Origin of the sequence: Brevibacterium sp. CS2 (genome assembly GCF_005280295.1) — a bacterium.
Taxonomy (GTDB): Bacteria; Actinomycetota; Actinomycetes; order Actinomycetales; family Brevibacteriaceae; genus Brevibacterium; species Brevibacterium pityocampae.
In genome coordinates, this window is the sequence record NZ_CP040020.1 from 673,266 (window position 1) to 693,449 (window position 20,184).

Annotated in this window: 18 protein-coding genes, 3 pseudogenes and 2 other annotated features; of the genes and pseudogenes, 15 read left to right on the top strand and 6 right to left on the bottom strand. The window is 67.7% G+C overall.

The features are described 5' to 3' along the window. Positions 1-44 precede the first annotated feature (44 nt). Complete coding sequence (locus FDF13_RS02925) at positions 45-3,605, top strand: DEAD/DEAH box helicase (RefSeq protein WP_137318383.1); 3,561 nt, start codon at positions 45-47, stop codon at positions 3,603-3,605. 26 nt (positions 3,606-3,631) lie between these two features. On the opposite strand, the gene FDF13_RS02930 is transcribed toward FDF13_RS02925, so the two are convergent. Beyond that, positions 3,632-4,222: a helix-turn-helix domain-containing protein gene (locus FDF13_RS02930; protein ID WP_137318384.1), complete on the bottom strand. Its 591-nt coding sequence runs from the start codon at positions 4,220-4,222 to the stop codon at positions 3,632-3,634. On the opposite strand from FDF13_RS02930, the gene FDF13_RS02935 reads away from it, so the two are divergent. After that, positions 4,200-5,097, top strand: a protein-coding gene (locus FDF13_RS02935; RefSeq protein WP_175406828.1) for an IS5 family transposase whose coding sequence is annotated in 2 segments (ribosomal slippage) — positions 4,200-4,556 and positions 4,558-5,097 — 897 coding nt in all. Because the reading frame shifts where the segments join, the coding sequence is not laid out codon by codon here. The genes FDF13_RS02930 and FDF13_RS02935 overlap by 23 nt on opposite strands. On the opposite strand, the pseudogene FDF13_RS14630 reads toward FDF13_RS02935, so the two are convergent. Then, positions 5,060-5,595, bottom strand: a pseudogene (locus tag FDF13_RS14630) (hypothetical protein); the annotation flags it as partial. The gene FDF13_RS02935 and the pseudogene FDF13_RS14630 overlap by 38 nt on opposite strands. Positions 5,596-5,908: 313 nt before the next feature. Here FDF13_RS14630 and lspA point away from each other — a divergent pair. Further along, positions 5,909-6,373, top strand: a complete 465-nt coding sequence (gene lspA, locus FDF13_RS02950) for a signal peptidase II (RefSeq protein ID WP_247619156.1) — start codon at positions 5,909-5,911, stop codon at positions 6,371-6,373. 343 nt (positions 6,374-6,716) lie between these two features. Here the strand turns inward: lspA and FDF13_RS02955 are convergent, their stop codons facing one another. Beyond that, positions 6,717-7,349, bottom strand: a complete 633-nt coding sequence (locus tag FDF13_RS02955; protein WP_247619144.1) for a class I SAM-dependent methyltransferase — start codon at positions 7,347-7,349, stop codon at positions 6,717-6,719. 198 nt (positions 7,350-7,547) lie between these two features. On the opposite strand from FDF13_RS02955, the gene FDF13_RS02960 reads away from it, so the two are divergent. From FDF13_RS02960 to FDF13_RS15105, 3 genes and pseudogenes are all read left to right on the top strand, one after another. Next, entirely contained in the window at positions 7,548-7,907 is a 360-nt protein-coding gene (locus tag FDF13_RS02960; protein WP_137318387.1) for a helix-turn-helix transcriptional regulator, read from the top strand. Next, positions 7,904-8,503: a cadmium resistance transporter gene (locus FDF13_RS02965; RefSeq protein ID WP_137318388.1), complete on the top strand. Its 600-nt coding sequence runs from the start codon at positions 7,904-7,906 to the stop codon at positions 8,501-8,503. Before FDF13_RS02960 ends, FDF13_RS02965 begins: the two co-directional genes overlap by 4 nt. Positions 8,504-8,583: 80 nt before the next feature. After that, a pseudogene (locus FDF13_RS15105) lies at positions 8,584-8,734 on the top strand (recombinase family protein); the annotation flags it as partial. A 24-nt stretch (positions 8,735-8,758) separates the two neighbouring features. Here FDF13_RS15105 and FDF13_RS02970 read toward each other — a convergent pair. Continuing rightward, entirely contained in the window at positions 8,759-9,949 is a 1,191-nt protein-coding gene (locus FDF13_RS02970; protein ID WP_254668877.1) for a phenylacetate--CoA ligase family protein, read from the bottom strand. Between the two features lie 126 nt (positions 9,950-10,075). Here FDF13_RS02970 and FDF13_RS02975 point away from each other — a divergent pair. Further along, positions 10,076-11,304 (top strand): IS3 family transposase gene (locus FDF13_RS02975; RefSeq protein WP_137318390.1). Its coding sequence is split into 2 segments (ribosomal slippage): positions 10,076-10,358 and positions 10,358-11,304, totalling 1,230 coding nucleotides; the frame shifts between segments, so codons are not numbered across the junction. After that, positions 10,345-10,479: a sequence feature (AL1L pseudoknot), on the top strand. It overlaps the preceding gene by 135 nt. Before the next feature lie 102 nt (positions 11,305-11,406). On the opposite strand, the gene FDF13_RS02980 is transcribed toward FDF13_RS02975, so the two are convergent. Next, positions 11,407-12,330, bottom strand: coding sequence for an IS3 family transposase (locus FDF13_RS02980; RefSeq protein WP_175406830.1), 924 nt, complete (start codon positions 12,328-12,330; stop codon positions 11,407-11,409). After that, positions 12,250-12,366, bottom strand: a sequence feature (AL1L pseudoknot). It overlaps the preceding gene by 81 nt. Next, positions 12,327-12,638, bottom strand: a complete 312-nt coding sequence (locus tag FDF13_RS02985; RefSeq protein WP_137318392.1) for a transposase — start codon at positions 12,636-12,638, stop codon at positions 12,327-12,329. (Overlaps the previous feature by 40 nt.) Before FDF13_RS02985 ends, FDF13_RS02980 begins: the two co-directional genes overlap by 4 nt. A 53-nt stretch (positions 12,639-12,691) precedes the next feature. Here FDF13_RS02985 and FDF13_RS02990 point away from each other — a divergent pair. From FDF13_RS02990 to FDF13_RS03025, 8 genes and pseudogenes are all read left to right on the top strand, one after another. Continuing rightward, positions 12,692-14,089: pseudogene (locus FDF13_RS02990) on the top strand (heavy metal translocating P-type ATPase); the annotation flags it as partial. A gap of 126 nt (positions 14,090-14,215) precedes the next feature. After that, a complete protein-coding gene (locus FDF13_RS02995; protein WP_137318393.1) occupies positions 14,216-14,602 on the top strand; it encodes a metalloregulator ArsR/SmtB family transcription factor in 387 nt (128 codons plus the stop codon). Between the two features lie 90 nt (positions 14,603-14,692). Further along, positions 14,693-15,304, top strand: coding sequence for a TlpA disulfide reductase family protein (locus FDF13_RS03000; protein WP_247619151.1), 612 nt, complete (start codon positions 14,693-14,695; stop codon positions 15,302-15,304). Further along, positions 15,301-16,080, top strand: a complete 780-nt coding sequence (locus FDF13_RS03005) for a cytochrome c biogenesis CcdA family protein (protein WP_137318394.1) — start codon at positions 15,301-15,303, stop codon at positions 16,078-16,080. Before FDF13_RS03000 ends, FDF13_RS03005 begins: the two co-directional genes overlap by 4 nt. A gap of 136 nt (positions 16,081-16,216) precedes the next feature. Further along, positions 16,217-16,816, top strand: coding sequence for a copper resistance CopC family protein (locus FDF13_RS03010; RefSeq protein ID WP_247619152.1), 600 nt, complete (start codon positions 16,217-16,219; stop codon positions 16,814-16,816). A 93-nt stretch (positions 16,817-16,909) separates the two neighbouring features. Continuing rightward, entirely contained in the window at positions 16,910-18,850 is a 1,941-nt protein-coding gene (locus tag FDF13_RS03015; RefSeq protein ID WP_254668878.1) for a cytochrome c oxidase assembly protein, read from the top strand. Beyond that, the gene (locus tag FDF13_RS03020) at positions 18,847-19,539 is read left to right on the top strand and encodes a thioredoxin domain-containing protein (protein WP_137318395.1); all 693 of its coding nucleotides are present in this window, start codon (positions 18,847-18,849) and stop codon (positions 19,537-19,539) included. The genes FDF13_RS03015 and FDF13_RS03020 overlap by 4 nt, the downstream gene beginning before the upstream one ends. Positions 19,540-19,545: 6 nt before the next feature. Beyond that, entirely contained in the window at positions 19,546-20,181 is a 636-nt protein-coding gene (locus tag FDF13_RS03025) for a vitamin K epoxide reductase family protein (RefSeq protein WP_137318396.1), read from the top strand. The last annotated feature ends 3 nt before the right edge of the window (positions 20,182-20,184 follow it).

The window sequence follows — 20,184 nt, forward strand, 5'->3', positions numbered from 1 at the left end:
GAAATCCGGCCGGCCGTGTCCGCGGCTCGTGCAACGATGAGAGCGTGAACTCGCCCCCCGTCCCTCCCCACGTGCATCCGGCCGACATCGTCGCGCTCTTCGGCACGGACACCGCAGCGCGGGGCAAGGAGTACTCCCTCCAGAACCGGGTGGAGGACGCGGACTGGGGGCCAGAGGAGGACACGGTCGTCGGGTCCGTGCACGGGAACTCCGACCTGCCGTACGAGGTCCTCATCCACCTGCGGGAGATCGACCGCGACCGCCGCATCACCCACTACCGCCCGGTCGCCTCGCGCTGCACCTGCCCGGTCGGCATCGCCTGCAAGCACGGTGCGGCGCTGCTGTACACGCTCTCGCAGATCGCGCTGCAGATGGCGGCGTCGGCGATCTCGATGCCGGTCGGCCCGAAGGTGCCGGAGTGGAAGACCGTCCTCGAGCGGTTCCACTACTCCGCCGTCGAACAGGCTCCCGTCCTGCCGCTCGGGATCGGTTTCGACCTCCTCGTCGACGAGCCCCAGTCCTGGTACGCCCCGCGGGAGCTGCGCCAGGCCACGCTCGCCGACTACCAGGACGGGTCCCGCCTGCTGCTCGTCATGCGCCCGCTCACCAAGGGCAAGCGGGGCACGTGGATCAAGGGCGGCCTGCAATGGCGCACGCTCGGCCAGCCGATGGTGCAGAAGAACTACGACGCCCAGCAGGCCGACCTCATGGCGCAGTTCCACACGCAATTCACCGCCCGCAGCATCGGCTTCGACACCGGCGGCCCGGACATCCGGCTCAAGAGCTTCTCGAGCACGTTCCTGTGGCACCTGTTCTCGCGGGCACAGGAGCTCGGGATCGAGTTCGTCGGCCAGGGCATCGTCGGCCAGGTGCGCATCGGCGAGCGCGCGACGGTGACGCTCACCCTCGCCAAGGACTCAGGCGACCTCCACGTCGTGCCCACGGTCGCCGTCGACGGTCGCACGGTCCCGGTCACCGACACGCACCCCCCGCTGCCGGTCGGCAACGTCGGCTTCGCGCTCACCTCCCTCGACACCTCGGGCCGCCTGCCGCACGTCGACATCGCACTCGCCCCGACGGACAAGCCCCTCGCCCCGCCCGTCCGGGAGCTGTTCGGACGCCAGGATCCGCTCGTCGTGCCGCCGGAGGACATCGCGGAGTTCTATGAGCAGACCGTCCCCGTCGTCCGCTCGGTGATCCCCATCGACGCCGCCGACGACTCGATCGAGGTGCCCCGCTACCGGCCGCCCCAGCTCCACCTCCATGCCGAGTTCGAGGCCGGCGACCGGGTGGTCCTCAGCTGGGACTGGGAGTACCACGACCCCGACCGCACCATCGATCTCATCGACTTCTACGAGTTCAGCTCCCGCGGTGCGCGCACCGGTCGCCGCGACCGGGAGTTCGAGGCCGCGACCCTGCGCCAGGTGCGGGAGGTCTGGCCGGATGCCGCGCGCTGGAGCTCGACCGAGCTCACCGGCATCGACACCGCACAGTTCAGCGAGCAGATCCTGCCCCGCATCGAGGAGCTCGAGACCGTCCGCGTCGAGGTCTCCGGCGACCGCCCGGACTACACCGAGCTCACCGGCGCCCCGCACGTGCGGATCACCACTGCGGAATCCACGCGCACGGACTGGTTCGACCTCGGCATCCTCGTCACCATCGACGGCAAGCAGATCCCTTTCGGTCGGCTGTTCGAGGCGCTCGCCGGCGGCGCGAAGACGCTGCTGCTGCCCGACGGCTCCTTCTTCTCCCTCGACCGGCCGGAGTTCGATCCCCTGCGCGAGGTGCTCGCCCAGGCCGACGCCCTGCCGGAATGGGATCCGGAGCAGCCGCGCATCACCCGCTACCAGGCGGGTCTGTACGCGGAGTTCGAGGACATCGCCGACGAGGTCGATGCGGCGATGGCGTGGCGGGATGCCGTCACCGGTCTCATGGACGTGGACACCGTGCCCGAGGTGCCCGTCCCCGCCGCCGTCCACGCCGAGCTCCGGGCCTACCAGGTGACCGGATTCCGCTGGCTCGCGTTCCTCCACCGGCATCGCCTGGGCGGGATCCTCGCCGACGACATGGGCCTGGGCAAGACCCTGCAGACCCTCGCCTTCATCGCCCACGCTCGCGGATTCGGCGGCGACGCGCACCTGAGCGCCCTGCCGGCCGGAGGATCGGACGGGGGCTCGGCCGGGGGATCGGACGGAGCAGAGCTCCTCGCCAGGTCCGCTGACGCATCCCACGAGCCGGACGACGACGCGCTCTCCGGGGAGATCGTCCTCCCCGGCGGGCGGCAGGCAGGCGCGTCGGGCGGGACAGCGCTGGACGGGTCGGCGCTGAGCGAGACCGCACTGAGCGGGGAACTCGTCGGCGATGCACCGTTCCTCGTCGTCGCGCCCACCTCGGTGGTGTCGACGTGGAAGGCGGAGGCGGAACGGTTCGTCCCCGACCTCGATGTCCGGGTGCTCCGCGCGACGTCGAAGAAGCGGAAGACGACGATCGCGCAGGAGGTCGGCGGCGCGGACCTCGTCATCACTTCGTACGCGATCCTGCGGATCGACGGACAGGAGTTCGCCGAGCTGCCGTGGGCGGGCCTGATCCTCGACGAGGCGCAGTTCGTCAAGAACCGATCCTCGCGGGTGCACCAGGCGGCGAAGAACGTCCCGGCGCCGTTCCGGCTCGCGATCACCGGCACCCCGATGGAGAACTCGCTGGCGGACCTGTGGTCGCTGCTCGCGATCGCCGCCCCCGGTCTGTTCCCGTCCTTCGCGCGCTTCAACGCGGAGTACATCAAACCGATCGATTCCGGCAATGCGCCCGGGCGGATGGTGCAGCTGCGCAAGCGGATCCGGCCGTTCATGCTGCGCCGGACCAAGGAGCTCGTCGCCTCCGATCTGCCGGAGAAGCAGGAGCACACCACCGTCGTCGAGCTCGCCCCCAAGCATCGGAAGCTCTACGACACCGTGCTCCAGCGCGAGCGCAAGAAGCTCCTCGGCCTCATCAAGGACATGGACCGCAACCGCTTCATCGTGTTCCGCTCGCTCACGCTGCTGCGCATGCTCGCGCTCGACCCGGCGATCGTCGATGCCGAGGAGTACGGCGACATCCCCTCGAGCAAGCTCGACGGCCTGCTCGACAGCCTCGGCGAGGTCGTAGCGGAGGGCCACCGGGTCATCGTGTTCAGCCAGTTCACCTCGTTCCTCGCCCGCGTCGCGGCGCGCCTCGACGAAGCCGGGATCGACCACGCCTACCTCGACGGCGCGACCCGGGACCGCGACGGAGCGATCTCCGGCTTCAAGGAGGGATCAGCGCCGGTGTTCCTCATCAGTCTCAAGGCCGGCGGCTTCGGGCTCACCCTCACCGAGGCCGACTACGTGTTCCTCCTCGACCCCTGGTGGAATCCGGCCGCGGAGGCCCAGGCAATCGACCGCACGCACCGGATCGGACAAACGAAGAACGTCATGGTGTACCGGATGGTCTCGGAGAACACCATCGAGGAGAAGGTGCTCGCCCTGCAGCGCAAGAAGGCCGAGCTCTTCACCGCGCTCATGGACAACGGTTCGGCCTTCAGCGAGGCGCTCACCGCCGACGACGTCCGCGACCTGCTCGACGGGTGAGGCCGGGCGGGTCGTGCGGGGCATGGTCACCGGGTCGGTGACGTCCCCGCCCCGAGGGCCAGGACGATGTCGGCGATGGTCAGCGGGTCGGTGAGCGGCGTACCGAGAATCGGCTCGAGCTTGTTCAAGCGATACCGCACGGTGTTCTCGTGCACCATGAGCCGAGCCGCGGCCCGTGGAACATGCGCGCCCTCCTCGATGTAGGCGACGAGAGTCTCCCACGCCGCTGGATCCGCGGCGAGTCGATCCCGGAAGCGGGAGATCACCGAGTGGTCGTACTGGGTGTTGAGTCGGGCCGCCGCCCATTGATGCGGCTTGAGTTCGTCGACGCGGACGATACGGATACCGCTGCCATCGGCTGCCGCGATGCTGCGAGCGACATCCGCCGACCGCAACAGCTCGGGAATCCGGCTCAGCACCACGAACGGCTCGGACACACCGATCTCGGCACTGCCCCCATCGACGATGAATCGCTCCGCTGCGGTATCTGCCGGGACCAGCACGGTGTACTCGGTGCGCAGGCGGGAACGGCCTGTCTCGACCACTAGGGCGTGTCTGACAATGATGTGGTTCGCTGGCTGAGAGCCTGGGAGCATGTCGAGATTCCAACTGCTCACGGATGCTCAATGGTCGCTGATCGCTGACTTGCTGCCTGCTCCGACCGGCCGCAGGGGCCGGCCCTTCGCTGATGCCCGCCAGATGGTCGAGGGCATCATCTACCGCTACCGATGCGGGATCGCCTGGCGGGACCTGCCCGAGACGTTCGGCAAGTGGCAGACGGTATGGACCTGGCATCGCCGGATGGCCGGCGACGGCACCTGGGACACCGCGCTGGCCCGCTTGACCGCTCACGCTGACGCTGCCGGCGAGCTCGACTGGTCGCTGTCGGTGGACTCCACGATCGCGCGTGCTCATCAACACGCAACGAACATCACGCGCCTAAAAAAGGGATTCGTCGAACTACACGAATCCGGACGTCGAGCCGCCTGACCACGCGCTGGGCCGGTCCCGGGGTGGGCTGTCGACGAAGACCCATCAGCTCGTCGACGGCCACGGACTGCCGTTGGTCACCGTGTGCACCGCCGGCCAGGACGGCGACTGCCCGATGCTCATCCCGCTCATGGATCAGCTGCGGGTCCAGCGCCCCGGACTCGGTAGCGCCCGCACCCGGCCGACAGCACTGCTGGGCGACAAGGCGTACTCCTCGCGGGCCAATCGTGCCTACCTGCGCAGCCGCCGGATTGAAGCAGTCATCCCCGAGCCGAAAGATCAACAGGGCCACCGCAAGCGCCGCGGCTCCAAGGGCGGCAGGCCGCCGAAGTTCGACGCCGAGAAGTACCGGGGCAGGAACGTCATCGAGCGCGGCTACAGCCGCCTGAAGCAGTGGCGGGCCCTGGCCACCCGCTACGACAAACTCGCCATCGTCTACCGCGCAGCAGTCGTACTCAACGCGGCTATTGCGTGGCTACACCATTTATCGGACACGCCCTAGAGCCCATGGATCGATCCACAGTGGTTTGCCGAGATCTGCGGGCGGCACGCAGTCCATTGAGGACGACGATGATTTCGGCGATCTCGTGGACGAGGACGACGGCAGCCAGGCCGAGGACTCCGGTGATGGCCAGCGGCAGCAGCACGGTGATGATCGCCAGCGACAGGACGATGTTCTGGTTGATAATGCGCCGCCCCCGGCGCGCATGATCGACGGTGCGAGGAATCAGGCGCAGATCATCGCAGGTGAAGCCACGTCCGCCGATTCGACCGCCGCGTCCGAGCCCGTGGCTCCCATGGCGATGCCGATGTCGGCGGCTGACCTCGACGGGAATGGATTCGCCGGTGATCGCCGAGACGTCCAGGCTGCTGTCCCCGGAGCGCACGATGCCGTCGGTGGCCAAGCGCTCACCGGCGACAAGCCGGAGCATGTCCCCGGGGACGAGGCGCTCGACGGGGACGGTGCGGGTCGTGCCGCCGGCCGTGAGGACGGTGGCACTCGACGGGATCAGAGCCAGCAGGGCGCACCAGGCGGGTCGTTCGGAGGTGGTCGTATCACGGTGGGGCCCACGAAGAAGTCCGGCCTGTTCCTCCCCGAGAGGCAATAGCCTGAACCGGTAGCATCTGAGGGTGACGATAAGAAATGATGGGACAGGTTTGGGCCTGCGTTGGCCGTTGCGGCAGCCTCGCCGCTGCAGGGTGCGGGTGCCGAGGCGTCGGCCGGCCACGGGTTGGTGCCCCCACCGTCTGGTGTCGACACCCGTGGTCAGCCGGTGAGCGCTACGTCTGTACAGCGGCCCCGGCCTCGCGAGGTGGTTGGGCTGTTGGGCGGGGCGGGGATCCTGGCACTGGTGGATCTGGGGCTCAAGGTCCTGGCTCAGACCGCTTTACCCGCTGGGCAGGTAGTCGATCTGGGCTGGATCAGCTTGCGCGTCTTTTACAATCCGGGGGTGGCTTTCAGCCTCGGGGCGTCCTTGCCTGCCTGGATGGTGATCGCCGGGACCGGGCTGGTCCTCGCCGGATTGGTGTGGTATCTGCTGGCGAACGTCCGTGCTATGGGCACAGTGGCCCGAGGCGGAGCCGTTCTGCTGCTGGGCGGGGCCTTGGGGAACTTTGTAGATCGACTGGGCGGGGCCGGCGTGGTGGATTATCTGCACACCGGCTGGTTTCCCACCTTCAACGCAGCCGACGTCTTCGTCACCGTCGGGGTGGCGGGACTGGTCCTCGGGATGCTGCGGGAGCCTGCGTCCGGTATGAGGGACGGGGACACGGCCTGAACTAGATCGGCCGCCACCAGCTCAGCGCTTTGCATAGGTTCACCTGGCCGGCGTCGACGGGATGCACGGTTCACCAGCACACAATGACGAAGCAGTTGCGAGGGATTGCTCGGAGGTGATTGAGCCGACAGATCCTAAGGCGCATCCTGCTGGTCGTGGTAGCAGCAGACGCACAGCGCTGAGCGGTTCCGCTTTCCGGGGCACCGGTAATAGCCCTCATGACGGCTGGCCCCTTCGGCGATCGTGGTGTCCGGGGGCGCACCCGCCCGGTACAGTCGGGCTTGATGGACCTTATTTCGTGCCCACCCACGTCTGCTCGGTGCCGTCCCTCGCAGTCACGGTGTTACCCATGGTTTTTCCACGCGGGCGCGTGCTTGTCGTTGCCAGGATCGTCCTGGACTGTGTCCGGCTTCCGAGCGATGAAGCGCAGGACCCGACCGCCGAAGGAGACCCGGATGCGGAGCGGGCCGAGGCCAGCCTGTTCCAGGACCGGTTCGAAGGTGGCGGGTTCGATGAGTCGGTGCGCAGAGCGGTCGGCCACGTGCACCAGGGAGGCCATCCGTGAGGCCAGCAGGTCGTATCCCACGAAGGACCCGCCGGGTCGTAGGACCCGCGCCGCCTCGGTCACCGCGCGTTCCCACTCGATCACGTGATGGAGCATGAGGAAGCTCAGCACAATGTCGAACGACTGGTCATTGAAAGGTAGCCGGGTGGCATCGGCTTGGCGCGCTTGAGCAGTGGGGAGTCGGGTGAGGAGCCGCTGCGCAGCCTTGACCATCGCGGGATCGGCGTCGGTCGTGGTGAGGTGCACCTGGGGGTGGGCCCGAGCGATTGCTCCGGCCATCGCTCCGCTACCCCCACCGATCTCGAGCACGTTGCCGGCGAGAGGCAAGCCCTGAATCGCCCAGGGAACCATTCGCCGGGCCAGAAGGCGCCACGGCCGGCTGCGACAGAATGAGGCTTCCAGGGCGGACATCCTCGGCATGACCCTTCTCTTGGCGCACCCGCGTGGTCGAAGCCGAGATTAGTCCTACGAGCGCGAATGAACTATTTGTTGGTCAGCATCAAGCGTAAACCTGCACCCGAGTACTGGGTACAAGACCTCGGCGGGCAGCAGTTCTCCACTGAGCGGGCAAGTTGCCCCTTATTCAGCGAACAATGTACAGTTCATCGAATGCTGACCATTACCAATCATCTTGACGTGATGAACCGCCTAGGCCGCGCCATGGCTGACCCGACGCGCTCCCGCATCCTGCTGATGCTGCTTGAGGGGCCGAACCATCCGGCGGTGATAAGCCGGGAGCTGGGCCTGTCGCGGTCGAATGTTTCCAACCATCTGGCGTGCCTGCGGGACTGCGGCATCGTGGTGGCCGAGCCGGAAGGCAGGAAAACCCGGTACGAGATCGCTGATCCGCACCTGACCCGCGCGCTGACTGCGTTGCTGGAGACGACCTTGGCGGTTGACCAGGGGGCCAGCTGCATTGACCCTGCATGTTCCGTTCCAACGCGCTGCAAGATGGAGGCAGGCGCATGATCCTGTCATCCGTGCTGCAGGCGATCGGCCTGTTCATTGTCACCAACATCGACGACATCATCGTGCTCTCACTGTTCTTCGCCCGCGGTGCGGGCCAGCGGGGCACCACGGCCCGGATTTTGGCCGGTCAGTATCTCGGGTTCGGCGGCATCCTGGCCGCCGCCGTGCTCGTCACGTTGGGAGCGGATGCATTCCTGCCCCCGCAAGCCATTACCTACTTCGGGCTCATCCCGTTGTTCCTCGGCCTGTGGGCGGCATGGCAAGCGTGGCGCGGAGACGACGACGATGATGATGAGGCGAAGGTCAGTGGTAAGAACGTCGCCGTACTGACCGTCGCCGCTGTCACCTTCGCCAACGGCGGGGATAACATCGGCGTGTATGTTCCGGTCTTCCTCAGCGTGGGGCCGGCCGCCGTCATCGCCTACTGCATCGTGTTCCTCGCGCTCGTCGCGGTCCTCGTCGTGATGGCCAAGTTCGTCGCGACTCGCCGGCCGATCGCCGAGGTGCTCGAACGCTGGGAGCACGTGCTGTTCCCGATCGTCTTGATCGGTCTTGGGGTGTTCATCCTCGTCGAGGGCGGCGCGTTCGGGCTCTGACTCCCGGCACTTCATGGACAGGATCAAGATGCTCGGGGCCGCCAAGGAAAACTGCGGCTCGCCGCCCCTTCTCGCCAACAGTCACAGGTTATGCGCGGGACTCGAAGGCCGACGGGCCCCAGACCACGGACCTGCAACGCGACGCCCTGCTCGCCGGGGGGATCGCGTCGGAGCGGCTGTATTGAGGACTGGGCCTCAGGGCAGAAGGACAACCGGCCGCAACTGGCCGCCCCACCTCAAGTCTCTAGTAGCCGGTCAGCGCAGCGGGATGACCGAGCGGAACTTGCCCCCCGGAGTTGGCTGGGGTGGTCCCTCGCCGCGGGCCACGATGACGTGGCCGAGTCCGTGGTCCCCCAGCAGGCGCCGAATCTCTGCGTGCACCGCCTGCCGGACGTGCTCCGCGTCGGTCCCGGCGGCGGACTGCAGACGGACATCGAGGTGGGCAGGAGCGGTGTGCACGAGCTGGACCAGCTCCACGCCGGGAACGCGGTCGAGCAGCGCAGTGATGGCCAGCGACGGGAGCGTCACCGGCTCGCCGGCGGGGGTGTGAAAAGCGAGCAGGTCAGCGGTGCGGCCCTGCACCCGGATGGCGGGCAGCGGGTCGCCGCACGGGCAGGGATCAGGCCGGACGAAGACGACGTCGCGGAGGTCGTAACGCAGGATCGGCTGGACCCTGTTCGCGAGGTTGCTGAGCAAGGTGGTGTGCGACGCCTGACCCGGGGGGACCGGACGGTAATCGGCGTCGACCGGCTCGAGGAGAACCCAGTCGCTGTTGACGTGGAGCCACCCGTACTGGCAGCTGTAGGTGAGGAAGGGGCACTCGGTGGCGGCGTAGCCCTGGCGGACCTTGGCGCCGAGCGCGGCGGAGATCCTGTCGTACTCCCCTGCGGGAAGGCCCTCGGCGGACAAGACCACCAACGCCGGGTCGATGTGCAGGCGACCGGCGCGCTGCTCAGCGGCCAGCAGCGCGGCCATCGTGGCGTACGGAGCAAGAATGGCCGGACGGAAGCGGTTGAGCCCAGAGACCAGCTGCGCCATGGGTGTATGCACGCCGAACACCCCGATCCGGCTGCGGACTAACCGGTTCCTGCGCAACGCGGCAGCCGCGGCGAGGGAGGCGTAGTGGCCCCCGGTGGCGGTGATCATGGCGACGCGCCCGCCGCGGGCAATGATGCGGAGCAGATCGGCAGGGGTGAGCCAAGCACTGAGCAGCCGCGCCAGCAGGGCGGTGGTCACCGCGAGGGACCGCTCGTCCAGCAGGAAGATGCCCCGGGTGCCGGTGGTTCCGGAGGTGGTCCCCACCGTGTAGCGGCCGCGGAACTTCTCGCCCACCAGGGCGGGATCCTCGACGAATGCCCGCGCGGCGGACAGGGTGACCTCCCGGTCGGTCACCCAGTCATCGAAGTGGGACATCAGTTGGGCCTTGCTCGTGACGGGCAGCATCATCGGGTCCGTGACGTGCTCGGGCAGGTGCTGATACAACCGGCGGTAGAAGGGTGACCGGGCGCGCGTGAATCGTCCTTGGTTTGATTGAGGGTAAGCCAAACATCCTGAAAGGACATCGATTCTCTGATGGCCCCGTCGAAATACCCCCAAGAACTCCGTGACCGGGCGACCCGGTTGGCCGTAGAGGCCCGTCATGATCCGGCGACCCGCTCTGGTGCGATCGCGCGGGTCGCCGAGCAGACCGGCATCGGCAAGGAGACCCTGCGCAACTGGGTCCGCAAGGCCGAGGACGCCGACCTGCCCGTGGAGCCGGTCGACACCGAAGCCCGAATCCGACAGCTCGAGGCTGAGAACCGCGAGCTGCGGCGTTCGAACGAGATCCTGCGCTCAGCGACAGCGTTTTTCGCCAAGGCGGAGTTCGACCGCCCACAGAGGTGATCGTCGCCTTCGTCGACGAGAACAAGCACCGCTGGGGGATCGAACCGATCTGCCGTGTCCTGACCCAGGACCACGGGATGAAGATCGCCCCGGGAACCTACTACGCCTTCAAGAACCGACCGCCCAGCGCCCGGTCCGTCCGGGACGCCGAGCTCAAGGAGCACATCATGGCCATCCACGCCCACCGGCGTATGCGGGTCTACGGGATCCGGAAAATCCACGCCGAGCTCAACCGCAACGGGGTCCCTGTGGCCCGCTGCACCGTCGAGCGGCTCTGCCGTGAACTCGGGGTCCGCGGCACCGTCAGGGGCCGCTATCCGCGCACCACGAAGCCGTCGCCGGAGACGAATCGACCCGGTGACCTGGTCAGACGCGACTTCACCGCCACCGCTCCGAACAGGCTCTGGGTGGCCGATCTGACCTACGTCCGGACCGAGTCCGGGTGGGTCTACGTCGCTTTCATCCTGGACGTGTTCGCCAGGATGATCGTGGGCTGGCAGACCTCGACCCGGATGTACACCGATCTGGCCCTGGACGCACTGAACATGGGCCTCTGGACCCGTAAACGTGCAGGTCAGAACGTCTCCGGACTCAAGCACCACAGTGATCGAGGAGTGCAGTACAGGGCCCTGCGGTACACCCAGGCCCTGGAGGAGGTCGATGCCGTGGCCTCCGTGGGGTCCAAGGGCGACTCGTTCGACAATGCCATGGCCGAAGCGCTGAACTCGCTCTACAAGGCAGAGTTGATCCACCTCGACGGGCCCTGGGCCGGCCGGGAGGACGTCGAGGCCGCGACCGCGGACTGGGTCCACTGGTTCAACACCGAACGGCTCCATTCCATGCTCGACTACCAGACCCCTGCCGAGATCGAGGCCACACATTTCGCCGAGAACCAGACCATCGGCAACGCAGCCTGAATACAGAACAACCGTTCAGCCTCAACTAAACCCGGGATTTGACAGCGCGTAGGTGACCATTGTCAAGCCCTGGGTTTGGTAGAGGCTTCTTTTCTTGGTTTCCTATGCGGCCACGCCTGTAGTGGTCTGCTGTTTGATCCAATCAGAATGCGCCTCGATCGGCGGCCGGTAGTGCAGCGCCGAATGCAGTCGGACGTGGTTGTACCAAGCCACCCACTTCGACGTCTCGGCCATCACTTCGATCACTCCCGACCACTCCCGCCGGTCGATCAGTTCGGCCTTGTACACCGAGTTCAGCGCCTCGGCCATCGCGTTATCGAAGGAATCGCCCCGCGAACCCACCGATGCCACGATCGCAGACTCAGCCAGCGTCTCGCCATAGCGAATCGAGCGGAACTGGACTCCGCGATCCGAGTGGTGAACGAGCCCGGATACATCGTGCCCGGCCCGGTACTTCGCCGCCAGAGCCATCGTGAGCGCGTCCCGGGCCAGGGATTCACGCATATGGTTCGTCACCTGCCAGCCGACGATCTCGCGATGGAACACATCGAGGATGAACGTCGTGTACACCCACCCCGAGCGCGTCGGCACATAGGTGATATCGGCCACCCATAAGCAGTTCGGTGCAGGCGCGGTGAACTCCCGCCAGGCGAGGTCCTCCGGGCACTCCTCGGCTCTGGCCGATGCCGTCTTGGGACGTTTGCGTTTGCGCCGCACCCCATCGATGCCCAGTTGGCGCATCAAGCGCTCGACCGTGCAGCGGGCCACCGGCCCGAACCGGTCGGCGTGATCACGGTTGATCGCTTTCCACATCTTGCGCACTCCATAGCAGGAGTAGTTCGCTTCGTAGATGTCCCGGATGACGACCATGAGATCGCAGTCCCGAATAGCCCGGGCCGAGGGCCGGCGCAGTTTGTACGCGTAGTACGAGCTCACAGCGATCCGTGCAGCAGTCCCGCGCAGGACCCGCACGATCGGCTCGACTCCGAACTCGTCACGATTCTCGTCGATGAAGTCGACGATCACCTTGATGGGCGGTCGAGCTCCGCCGCGAAGAAAGCCGATGCTCTGCGCAGGATCTCGTTCGCTCGCCTGGCTTCGGCCAGCTCCGCCCGCAAGCGTCGGTTCTCCGATTCCAGATCCACAGACTCCGACGGTGTGATCCTGCCGGATTCCTTGTGCTTCCGCACCCACACGCGCAAGGTCTCCTTACTCAACCCGAGCTCTTTCGCGACCCGAGTAATCGAGCCGTTGGCAGTCGCGGGATCGGCCTGAGCGTGAATGACGAGCTCTACTGCACGAGCCCTGAGCTCGTCGGTGTACTTCACTGGCATGAGAGAAACTCCTTCTTCCAATCTCCCTGCCTCTATTATCCCCGGGGCGATTCACTGCGATCACGGGCGAATCGATCCCCGTCGAGGTCGAATCCGGTGATGAGGTCTCGGCCGGGGCGATCAACATCGCCGGCGTGCTGGAGGTCGAGACGACCGCCGCGGGCACAGACAACTCGCTGACCACGATCGTCGAGCTGGTCGAGCAGGCCCAGGCCGAGAAGGGCGACCGGGCGCGCATCGCCGACCGGATCGCTCGCCCGCTGGTGCCCGGGGTCATGATCCTGGCCGTCCTCGTCGGCGTGATCGGGTCGCTGCTGGGTGACCCGCAGCTGTGGATCACCCGGGCCCTGGTGGTGCTGGTCGCGGCCAGCCCGTGTGCGTTGGCGATCGCGGTGCCGGTCACGGTGGTCTCGGCGATCGGCGCGGCGAGCAAGTTCGGCGTCATCATCAAGAGCGGTGCCGCGTTCGAACGTCTCGGCGGGATCCGGCATCTGGCAGTGGACAAGACCGGCACCCTGACCCGGAACCAGCCGACCGTGACCACGGTGATCCCGGCCGGCGGCAGGGACGCGGACCAGGTGCTGGCCTACGCCGCCGCCGTCGAGCAGCACAGCACCCACCCCCTGGCGGCGGCCATCACCAATGCCGCGGCCGGGGCGCCGGTGGCCCAGGACGTGTCCGAGGAGGCCGGGCACGGCATCTCCGGGATTGTTGAGGGGCAGCGGGTGACGGTGGGCAGCCCCCGCTGGATCGACCCCGGATCGCTCCAGGCTCGGGTCGCGGCCCTGGAGGCCGAGGGGCAGACCTGCGTGCTGGTCACCGTCGACGGCACCGTCGCCGGCGCCATCGCGGTCCGCGACGAGCTGCGCCCCGAGGTGCCCGAGGTCATCCGCACCCTCAACCACCAGGGCGTTGAGGTCAGCATGCTCACCGGCGACAACGCCCGCACCGCAACCGCGCTGGCACAGATCGCCGGGATCACCGACGTGCACGCCGAGCTGCGCCCGAAGGACAAGGCGCGCATCGTCGCGGGATTAGCCCAGCACCGACCGACGGCGATGATCGGCGATGGCATCAACGACGCCCCCGCCCTCGCGGGAGCGACGGTGGGGATCGCGATGGGCGCGACCGGGTCCGATGCGGCGATCGAATCCGCCGACGTCGCCTTCACCGGCCACGACCTGAGCCTGATCCCACCGGCGTTGCGCCACGCGCGGCGCGGTCGGAGGATCATCAACCAGAACATCGCGCTGTCGTTGGCGATCATCATCGTGCTGCTGCCGTTGGCGATCACCGGCGTGCTCGGGCTGGCCGCGGTCGTGCTGGTCCACGAGGTCGCCGAGGTGATCGTGATCGCCAACGGACTCCGCGCCGCCCGCACCCGCCGCGTCCTCGCACACCAACCACACCCCACCGTGGATGCGGTGAGGCAACCAGCCGGAGCGCAGTAAACGAATCAGCCCGCCCCTTCGCGGGCTTCGGAGTCGCCGGAGCGGATTTCCACCTTCGACTCCTCTCGCCTTCGTGTGTGGAGGCCCCGGTGCGGGGAAGATCAGGATTCCCGATATCATCGGCGCGTGACGATTATCAGTGAGGCGCGGTCGGACCGTGCCGGGGGGCTTGCCCCTGTCGCGGCCGTGTTCCATTCGTTCAGCGACCCGACGCGGCTGGCCATCGTCAAGCGGCTGGCGGTGGAGGAGGCGCGCGTATCCGATCTGGTGAGCGAGCTGGCGCTGGCCCAATCGACGGTGTCTGCACACATGGCCTGCTTGCGCGACTGCGGTCTGGTTGCCGGCAGGGCGCAGGGGCGCAGCGTGTACTACTCGCTGAGCCGGCCCGAGGTGCTCGAGCTGCTCGCTCAGGCCGAGGCGCTGCTGGCTGTCACTGGCAAGTCGGACAGCGTGTGCTGCACCTACGTGCGCGACGCCAAGCAGCAGTCCCTTCCGGGAGGCTGCGATGCGTGACGTCCGTTGCCCCGAGACTTGGGAACCCGTCCCATCGGCGTGAAAGCCGTCAACAGTCGAGCTGCCCCATCGTCAGGAGTTTGAGAAAGAGTGTTGTCCCCGCATGTGTCGCGCCGATCGTTGATCCGCCGGTCCGGTGCTCTCACCGCCATCATCGCTCTCGGGCTGGCCGGGTGCGGTGGCGCCGATGATGAGCTGGCCGGGCAGGCCGGCAGCGAGCAGGGCTATGTTGCCGGGTCTGGTGTCATCACCCAGCTTGCCGTGGGCGAGCGGGGTGAGCCGATCGAGTTGGCCGCCGAGTACACCGACGGCACAGCCTTTGATCTTGCCGACTGGCGCGGGGCCCCGGTGGTGCTCAACCTCTGGTACGCCGCGTGCCCCCCGTGCCGTGAGGAGGCTCCCGCCCTGCAGGCCAATTACGAGCGGTACCAGGACGACGGCGTGAGGTTCTTGGGCATCAACGTCCGCGATCAGGCCCCAGCCGCCGAGGCGTTCGCGAACACCTTCGGTCTGACGTTTCCGTCCATGCTGGATCAGGACGGGGTCGGTGTGGCAGCACTGAGCACCGTGCTGCCGCCGCAGGCGGTGCCCTCCACGGTCGTCCTCGACGCTCAGGGGAGGCCGGCGGCCCGGGTGGTCGGGGCGGTCGATGAGTCCACTCTCAAAGCGCTGATCGCTGACGTGCTGGACGAGTCGGCATGACACTGGCGGCCCCCATCGGGGAGGTGTTCTCGCAGACCGTGCTGACCGGACCGATGCTGCTGGCGATCCCGGTGGCCATCCTGGCCGGGGCGGTGTCCTTCCTGTCCCCCTGCGTTCTGCCGCTGGTTCCCGGCTACGTCGGCTACATCACCGGGCTGGGCGCCACCGCACTGACCGACCGGAAACCCAGCAAGGTCATCATCGGGGTATCGCTGTTCATGACCGGCTTCGCCGTCGTCTTCGTCGCCATGGGCCTGGCGTTCAGCGTGGCCGGCGTGCTGCTCAGCCAGTGGGCCGATGTCCTCAACCGGGTGATGGGGATCGTCGTCATCCTCGCCGGCATCGTGTTCATGGGCGGCATCGGCATGTTCCAGCGCAGCACCCAGATCAGCAAGCGCCCACCGGCCGGGCTGTGGGGTGCCCCCGCCCTGGGTGCCACCTTCGCGCTCAGCTGGGCCCCGTGCATGGGGCCGACACTGGCGGCGGTGCTGGCCTTGTCGACCAGCTTCGGCGCCACCGGCACCGACGGCATCTGGCGTGGCGCGGCGCTGACGCTGATGTACTGCCTCGGACTCGGGGTGCCGTTCATCGTCGTGGCCGTGCTCATCGTCAAGGGCACCGGCAGGCTGCAATGGGCCAGAGACCATCAGATCCTGATCAGCCGGATCGGCGGCGGGATGCTCATCATCATCGGACTGCTGCTCGTCACCGGGGTGTGGACCCAGTGGGTCAACAGTCTGCAGGGCATGATCGGCGGCTTCCAGACGATCATCTGATGAGCCAGGTGCTTTCCACCCCAGGGCTCGCCATTGCTCCCCCACAGTCACCTGCGCGGGCTGGTACCCTGACCCCGTTCTCTACAGGAGGTAGAAATTGATTCGCAGAGTTGCAGTGCGGCCGGTCAGCCGCCTCGTGAGCGTTCTGGCAGTGCTGTTGGCGGTCGTCTTGCTGCCGGTCGCCCCGGCGGCGGCGCATGACGTCGTGACCGGGACGAATCCCGAAGACGGGCAGAGCCTGGATGCCGTCCCCGAGGCGATTGAGGTCTCCTTCTCCAACGCTCCTCTGTCGATGGGGTCGGAGATCCTGATCAAGGACGCGGCGGGGACGAACTGGGCCGAGGGAGGCGTCGAGATCGATGGCAACATGGCCGTCCAGCCGATTAATCCCGAGGCGCCCGCCGGTGAGTACACGGTGACCTGGCGGGTCGTGTCCTCGGATTCCCATCCGATCGACGGTTCGTTCTCCTTCACCGCGACCGACGGTGCCGGTGCTTCCTCCTCCCCCAACCCGGGGCAGACAGGGGCCGAGGCTTCCCAGCCGGCGCAGCCCGTGGCCGAGCCCGCCGCGCCGGAGCAGCCGCAGACGGAGACTCAGCAGGCGGCCGCCGACGAAGCCGACACGGGAGTGCCGCTCAGTTTCGTGATCGTCCTGGCCCTCCTCGTCATCGCACTGGGGCTTGTCGTCGTCGCCGTGGTGGCCCGCCGCCGGCGGTTGGAAAGCGACGAGGCATGACCGGTGCCCCCGGACTCCGAATGCCATCCGATGGGTAGTGCCCCGGCCGAAACTCCGGCCGGGACCGGGCGCTGGCGCTCCGCGGCCTGGCTCGTGGCCGCCTTTGCGGTCGCGGTTGCCGCTGTCGTGGCAAGTGCGGCGTTCTCCGGGGCGGCGGCAGAACGCGAAGCGTTGGATCCCGGCGCGTTCGTGCGCTGGGCGCTGCCGATCGCGCTGACCGTGCACCACCTGGCGCTGGCCGTGGTTGTTGGCTGCCTGATCTTCGTGGCAACGATCCTGCCCCCCGGAGATGACGAGTCGGCGCCCGGGCCTTCGCGCCCGCACCCGGCGTTCGTCCGCGTGCGGGCGGTCGCCGCCGTCGTGTCCCTCGTGTGGCTGGGGGCTGCGGTGGTCGTGCTGGTGCTGACGTATGCCAATCTCGCCGGCCAGCCGGTGTCGGACAGTGCCGAGTTCGCCAGCCAGCTGGCCTACTTCCTGACTGATCTGCTCGTCGGGCAGGCGTGGGGTGCGATCACCCTCATTGCCTTCCTCGTGTGCAATCTGACCTTCCTTGTCCGCTCCACCACGGGCCTGGCCGGCACGGCCCTGCTCGCCCTGGCCACCATCGTCCCGATCTCGCTGATCGGGCACGCCGCCGGCAGCGACGATCACTTCGCCGGCGTCGGTGCGCTGGCCGTGCACTGGCTCGGCGTGCTGGTGTGGGTCGGCGGGGTGGCGGCCCTGGCCGTCACCGCGCCGATCCTCGCCTCCAACCACGGTGCCCACCTGGCGAAATCGGTGCTCTCCCGCTTCTCGGTGCTGGCCGGTGTGGCGTTCTTCCTCGTCCTGGCCTCCGGCGTGCTCAACTCCGTGCTCCGCCTCGGCGGGTGGGAGGGGCTGCTGAGCCGGTACGGTCAGCTGATCCTCATCAAGCTCGCCGCAACCCTGCTGCTCGGCGCCATCGGGCTGGCCCATCGCAGCTGGGCCATCGCCCAGGTCGGGCGCAAGTCCGGCGGGCAGACGGCGTGGCGGCTGGTCATCGCCGAAGTGCTCATCATGGGCGGAGTCATCGGGGTCACCGGGGCCCTCGGCCGGACCGCACCCCCGGTTCCCCGGGAGCCGGAACCGGCGATCACCCCGGCCGAGATCCTCACCGGCTATCTGTTGCCGCCGGACCTGACCTGGTTCCGGTGGTTCACCGAGTGGCGGTGGGACTGGCTGTGGGTGGCCTTCTCCCTCACCGCGGCCGCCGTGTATCTCCTCGGGGTGCGCAAGGCCCACGCTGCCGGGCATCGGTGGCCGTGGCAGCACACCGCCAGCTGGCTGACCGGACTGCTCGTCCTGGTCTATGTGACCTGCGCGGCCCCGACGATCTACGGCATGGTGCTCATCAGCGTGCACACCGTCATGCTGTTGGCCATCACCGTGCTCATCCCGCTGCTGTTGGCCCTCGGCGCTCCCCTGGACCTGCTGGCCCTGACCGTGCAGCGGCGCACCGACGGCAGCCGGGGACCCCGGGAATGGCTGCACGCCGCCAGCTCAGCCGCCGGCCCAGCGCTGCGGAACCCGCTGCTCAGCGGTGCGGTGGTGGCCGTCTCGCTCGGTCTGCTTTACTACACCCCGCTGCTGCGCCTGGCCCTGGATTTCTGGATCGCCCACCAGATGGCCAACCTGTACTTCCTGCTCATCGGGTTCTGGTTCATGACCACGGTGACCCGCCCCCGAACCGCGGCACGAACACTGTCCCGGCGCACCGTTGCCGTGGCCGGACTGGCCGGGGTGCTCCTGCTCTGGGCGACCGTGCTCGCGTTCGGTGTCACCCCCGTCCTTGAGGTAAACTGGTTCGGCAACCTCGCCCGCACCTGGGGGCCATCCATCGCCGCCGATCAACAGCGTGCGGGCACCTCGGTGCTGCTGGCCGGAGTGACCCCGCTCGTGATTCTGCTCACCACGCTCCTCCTGCACCGACCACGCCCGACGCCCGCCGGCACTGCGGGTGCCCTCCAACCCTCCTCCACTGCCTCCCGCCGACCGGACAGAACGGATCATCCATGAACCCCGCCGACCGAAGCGTTCTCGTGAAGAGCAAGTCCCTTGTCTGGATCCTGATGGCGGCCGCCGTGATCGCCGCCATCGTCGTGGTCGTCATCGTGCGCGGCAACGCTCCCGACACGACCACCGAGTCCGCCACGCCGGCAGGGACGGCAGAGACCGGGCAGCTCGTCCGCGAGAACAGCCGTGTGCTGTCGCAGGCGCCGAACGAGAAAGCGGTACTGGTGGAGTTCCTCGACTTCGAATGCGAGGGCTGCCGGGCCGCCTATCCCCTCGTCGAGGAGCTGCGGGTCGAGTACGCCGACTCCGTGACCTTCGTCCACCGCTACTTCCCGCTGCCCGGACACCGCAACGCGATGAACGCGGCCCTGGCCGTGGAGGCCGCCGCCCAGCAAGGCGCCTACGAACCGATGTACCAGCAGATGTTCGAAACCCAACCCGAATGGGGCGAATCCGCCGACGACAAGAGCGCGGTCTTTCGCTCCTTCGCCGAAGACCTGGGCCTGGACATGGAAGCCTACGACGCGGCAGTCAAAGATCCGGCCACCCAGGATCGGGTCGAACTCGACTTGGCCGACGGCATCGCCCTGAACGTGAGCGGAACGCCGACGTTCTTCCTCGACGGGCAACTCCTCGCTCCGAGCAGTCTCGACGAGCTCCGCGCTGCGCTCGACGCAGCCGTTGCGGAGTGACAGGCCATGCCGGACGCTACCGCCACGCTCGATCATCGCCCCGCTGAAGCCAGTAGTCCCCGGTTCGCCCGACCGCGCCCTTTCGCGGTCCTGCTGCTGGTCACGGGCATCATCGGGTGGGTGGCTTCGGCAGTACTCGTCGCTGAACGGCTGGCGCTCTTCCGGGACCCGGAGCACGTCACGAGCTGCGACATCAATCCGTGGGTCTCCTGCGGCAAGGTCATGGGCAGCTGGCAATCCGAGCTGTTCGGGTTTCCCAATCCGCTGATCGGGATCGTCGCCTTCGCCGTGATCATCACCACCGCCATGGCCGTCCTCGCCGGAGCACAGCTGGGACGCTGGTACTGGATCGGTCTGCAGGTCGCTGTGAGCCTGGGCACCGTCTTCGTCATCTGGCTGTGGTCCCAAGCCCTCTTCAGCCTCTACCTCCTGTGCCTGTACTGCATGGTCGTGTGGGCCGCGATGATCCCCCTCTTCCTCCTCCTGACGATCCGCAACCTCGTCCACGGCATCATCCCCGCCCCCGCCGGGCTGGTCCGGTTCACCGCAGACTGGGCATGGACGCTGGTGGCCCTCATCTACATCGCGGTAGCCGCCTCGGTCTACCTCCGGTTCTTCCCCGCTTTCACCTCCCCCCTCTGAGAC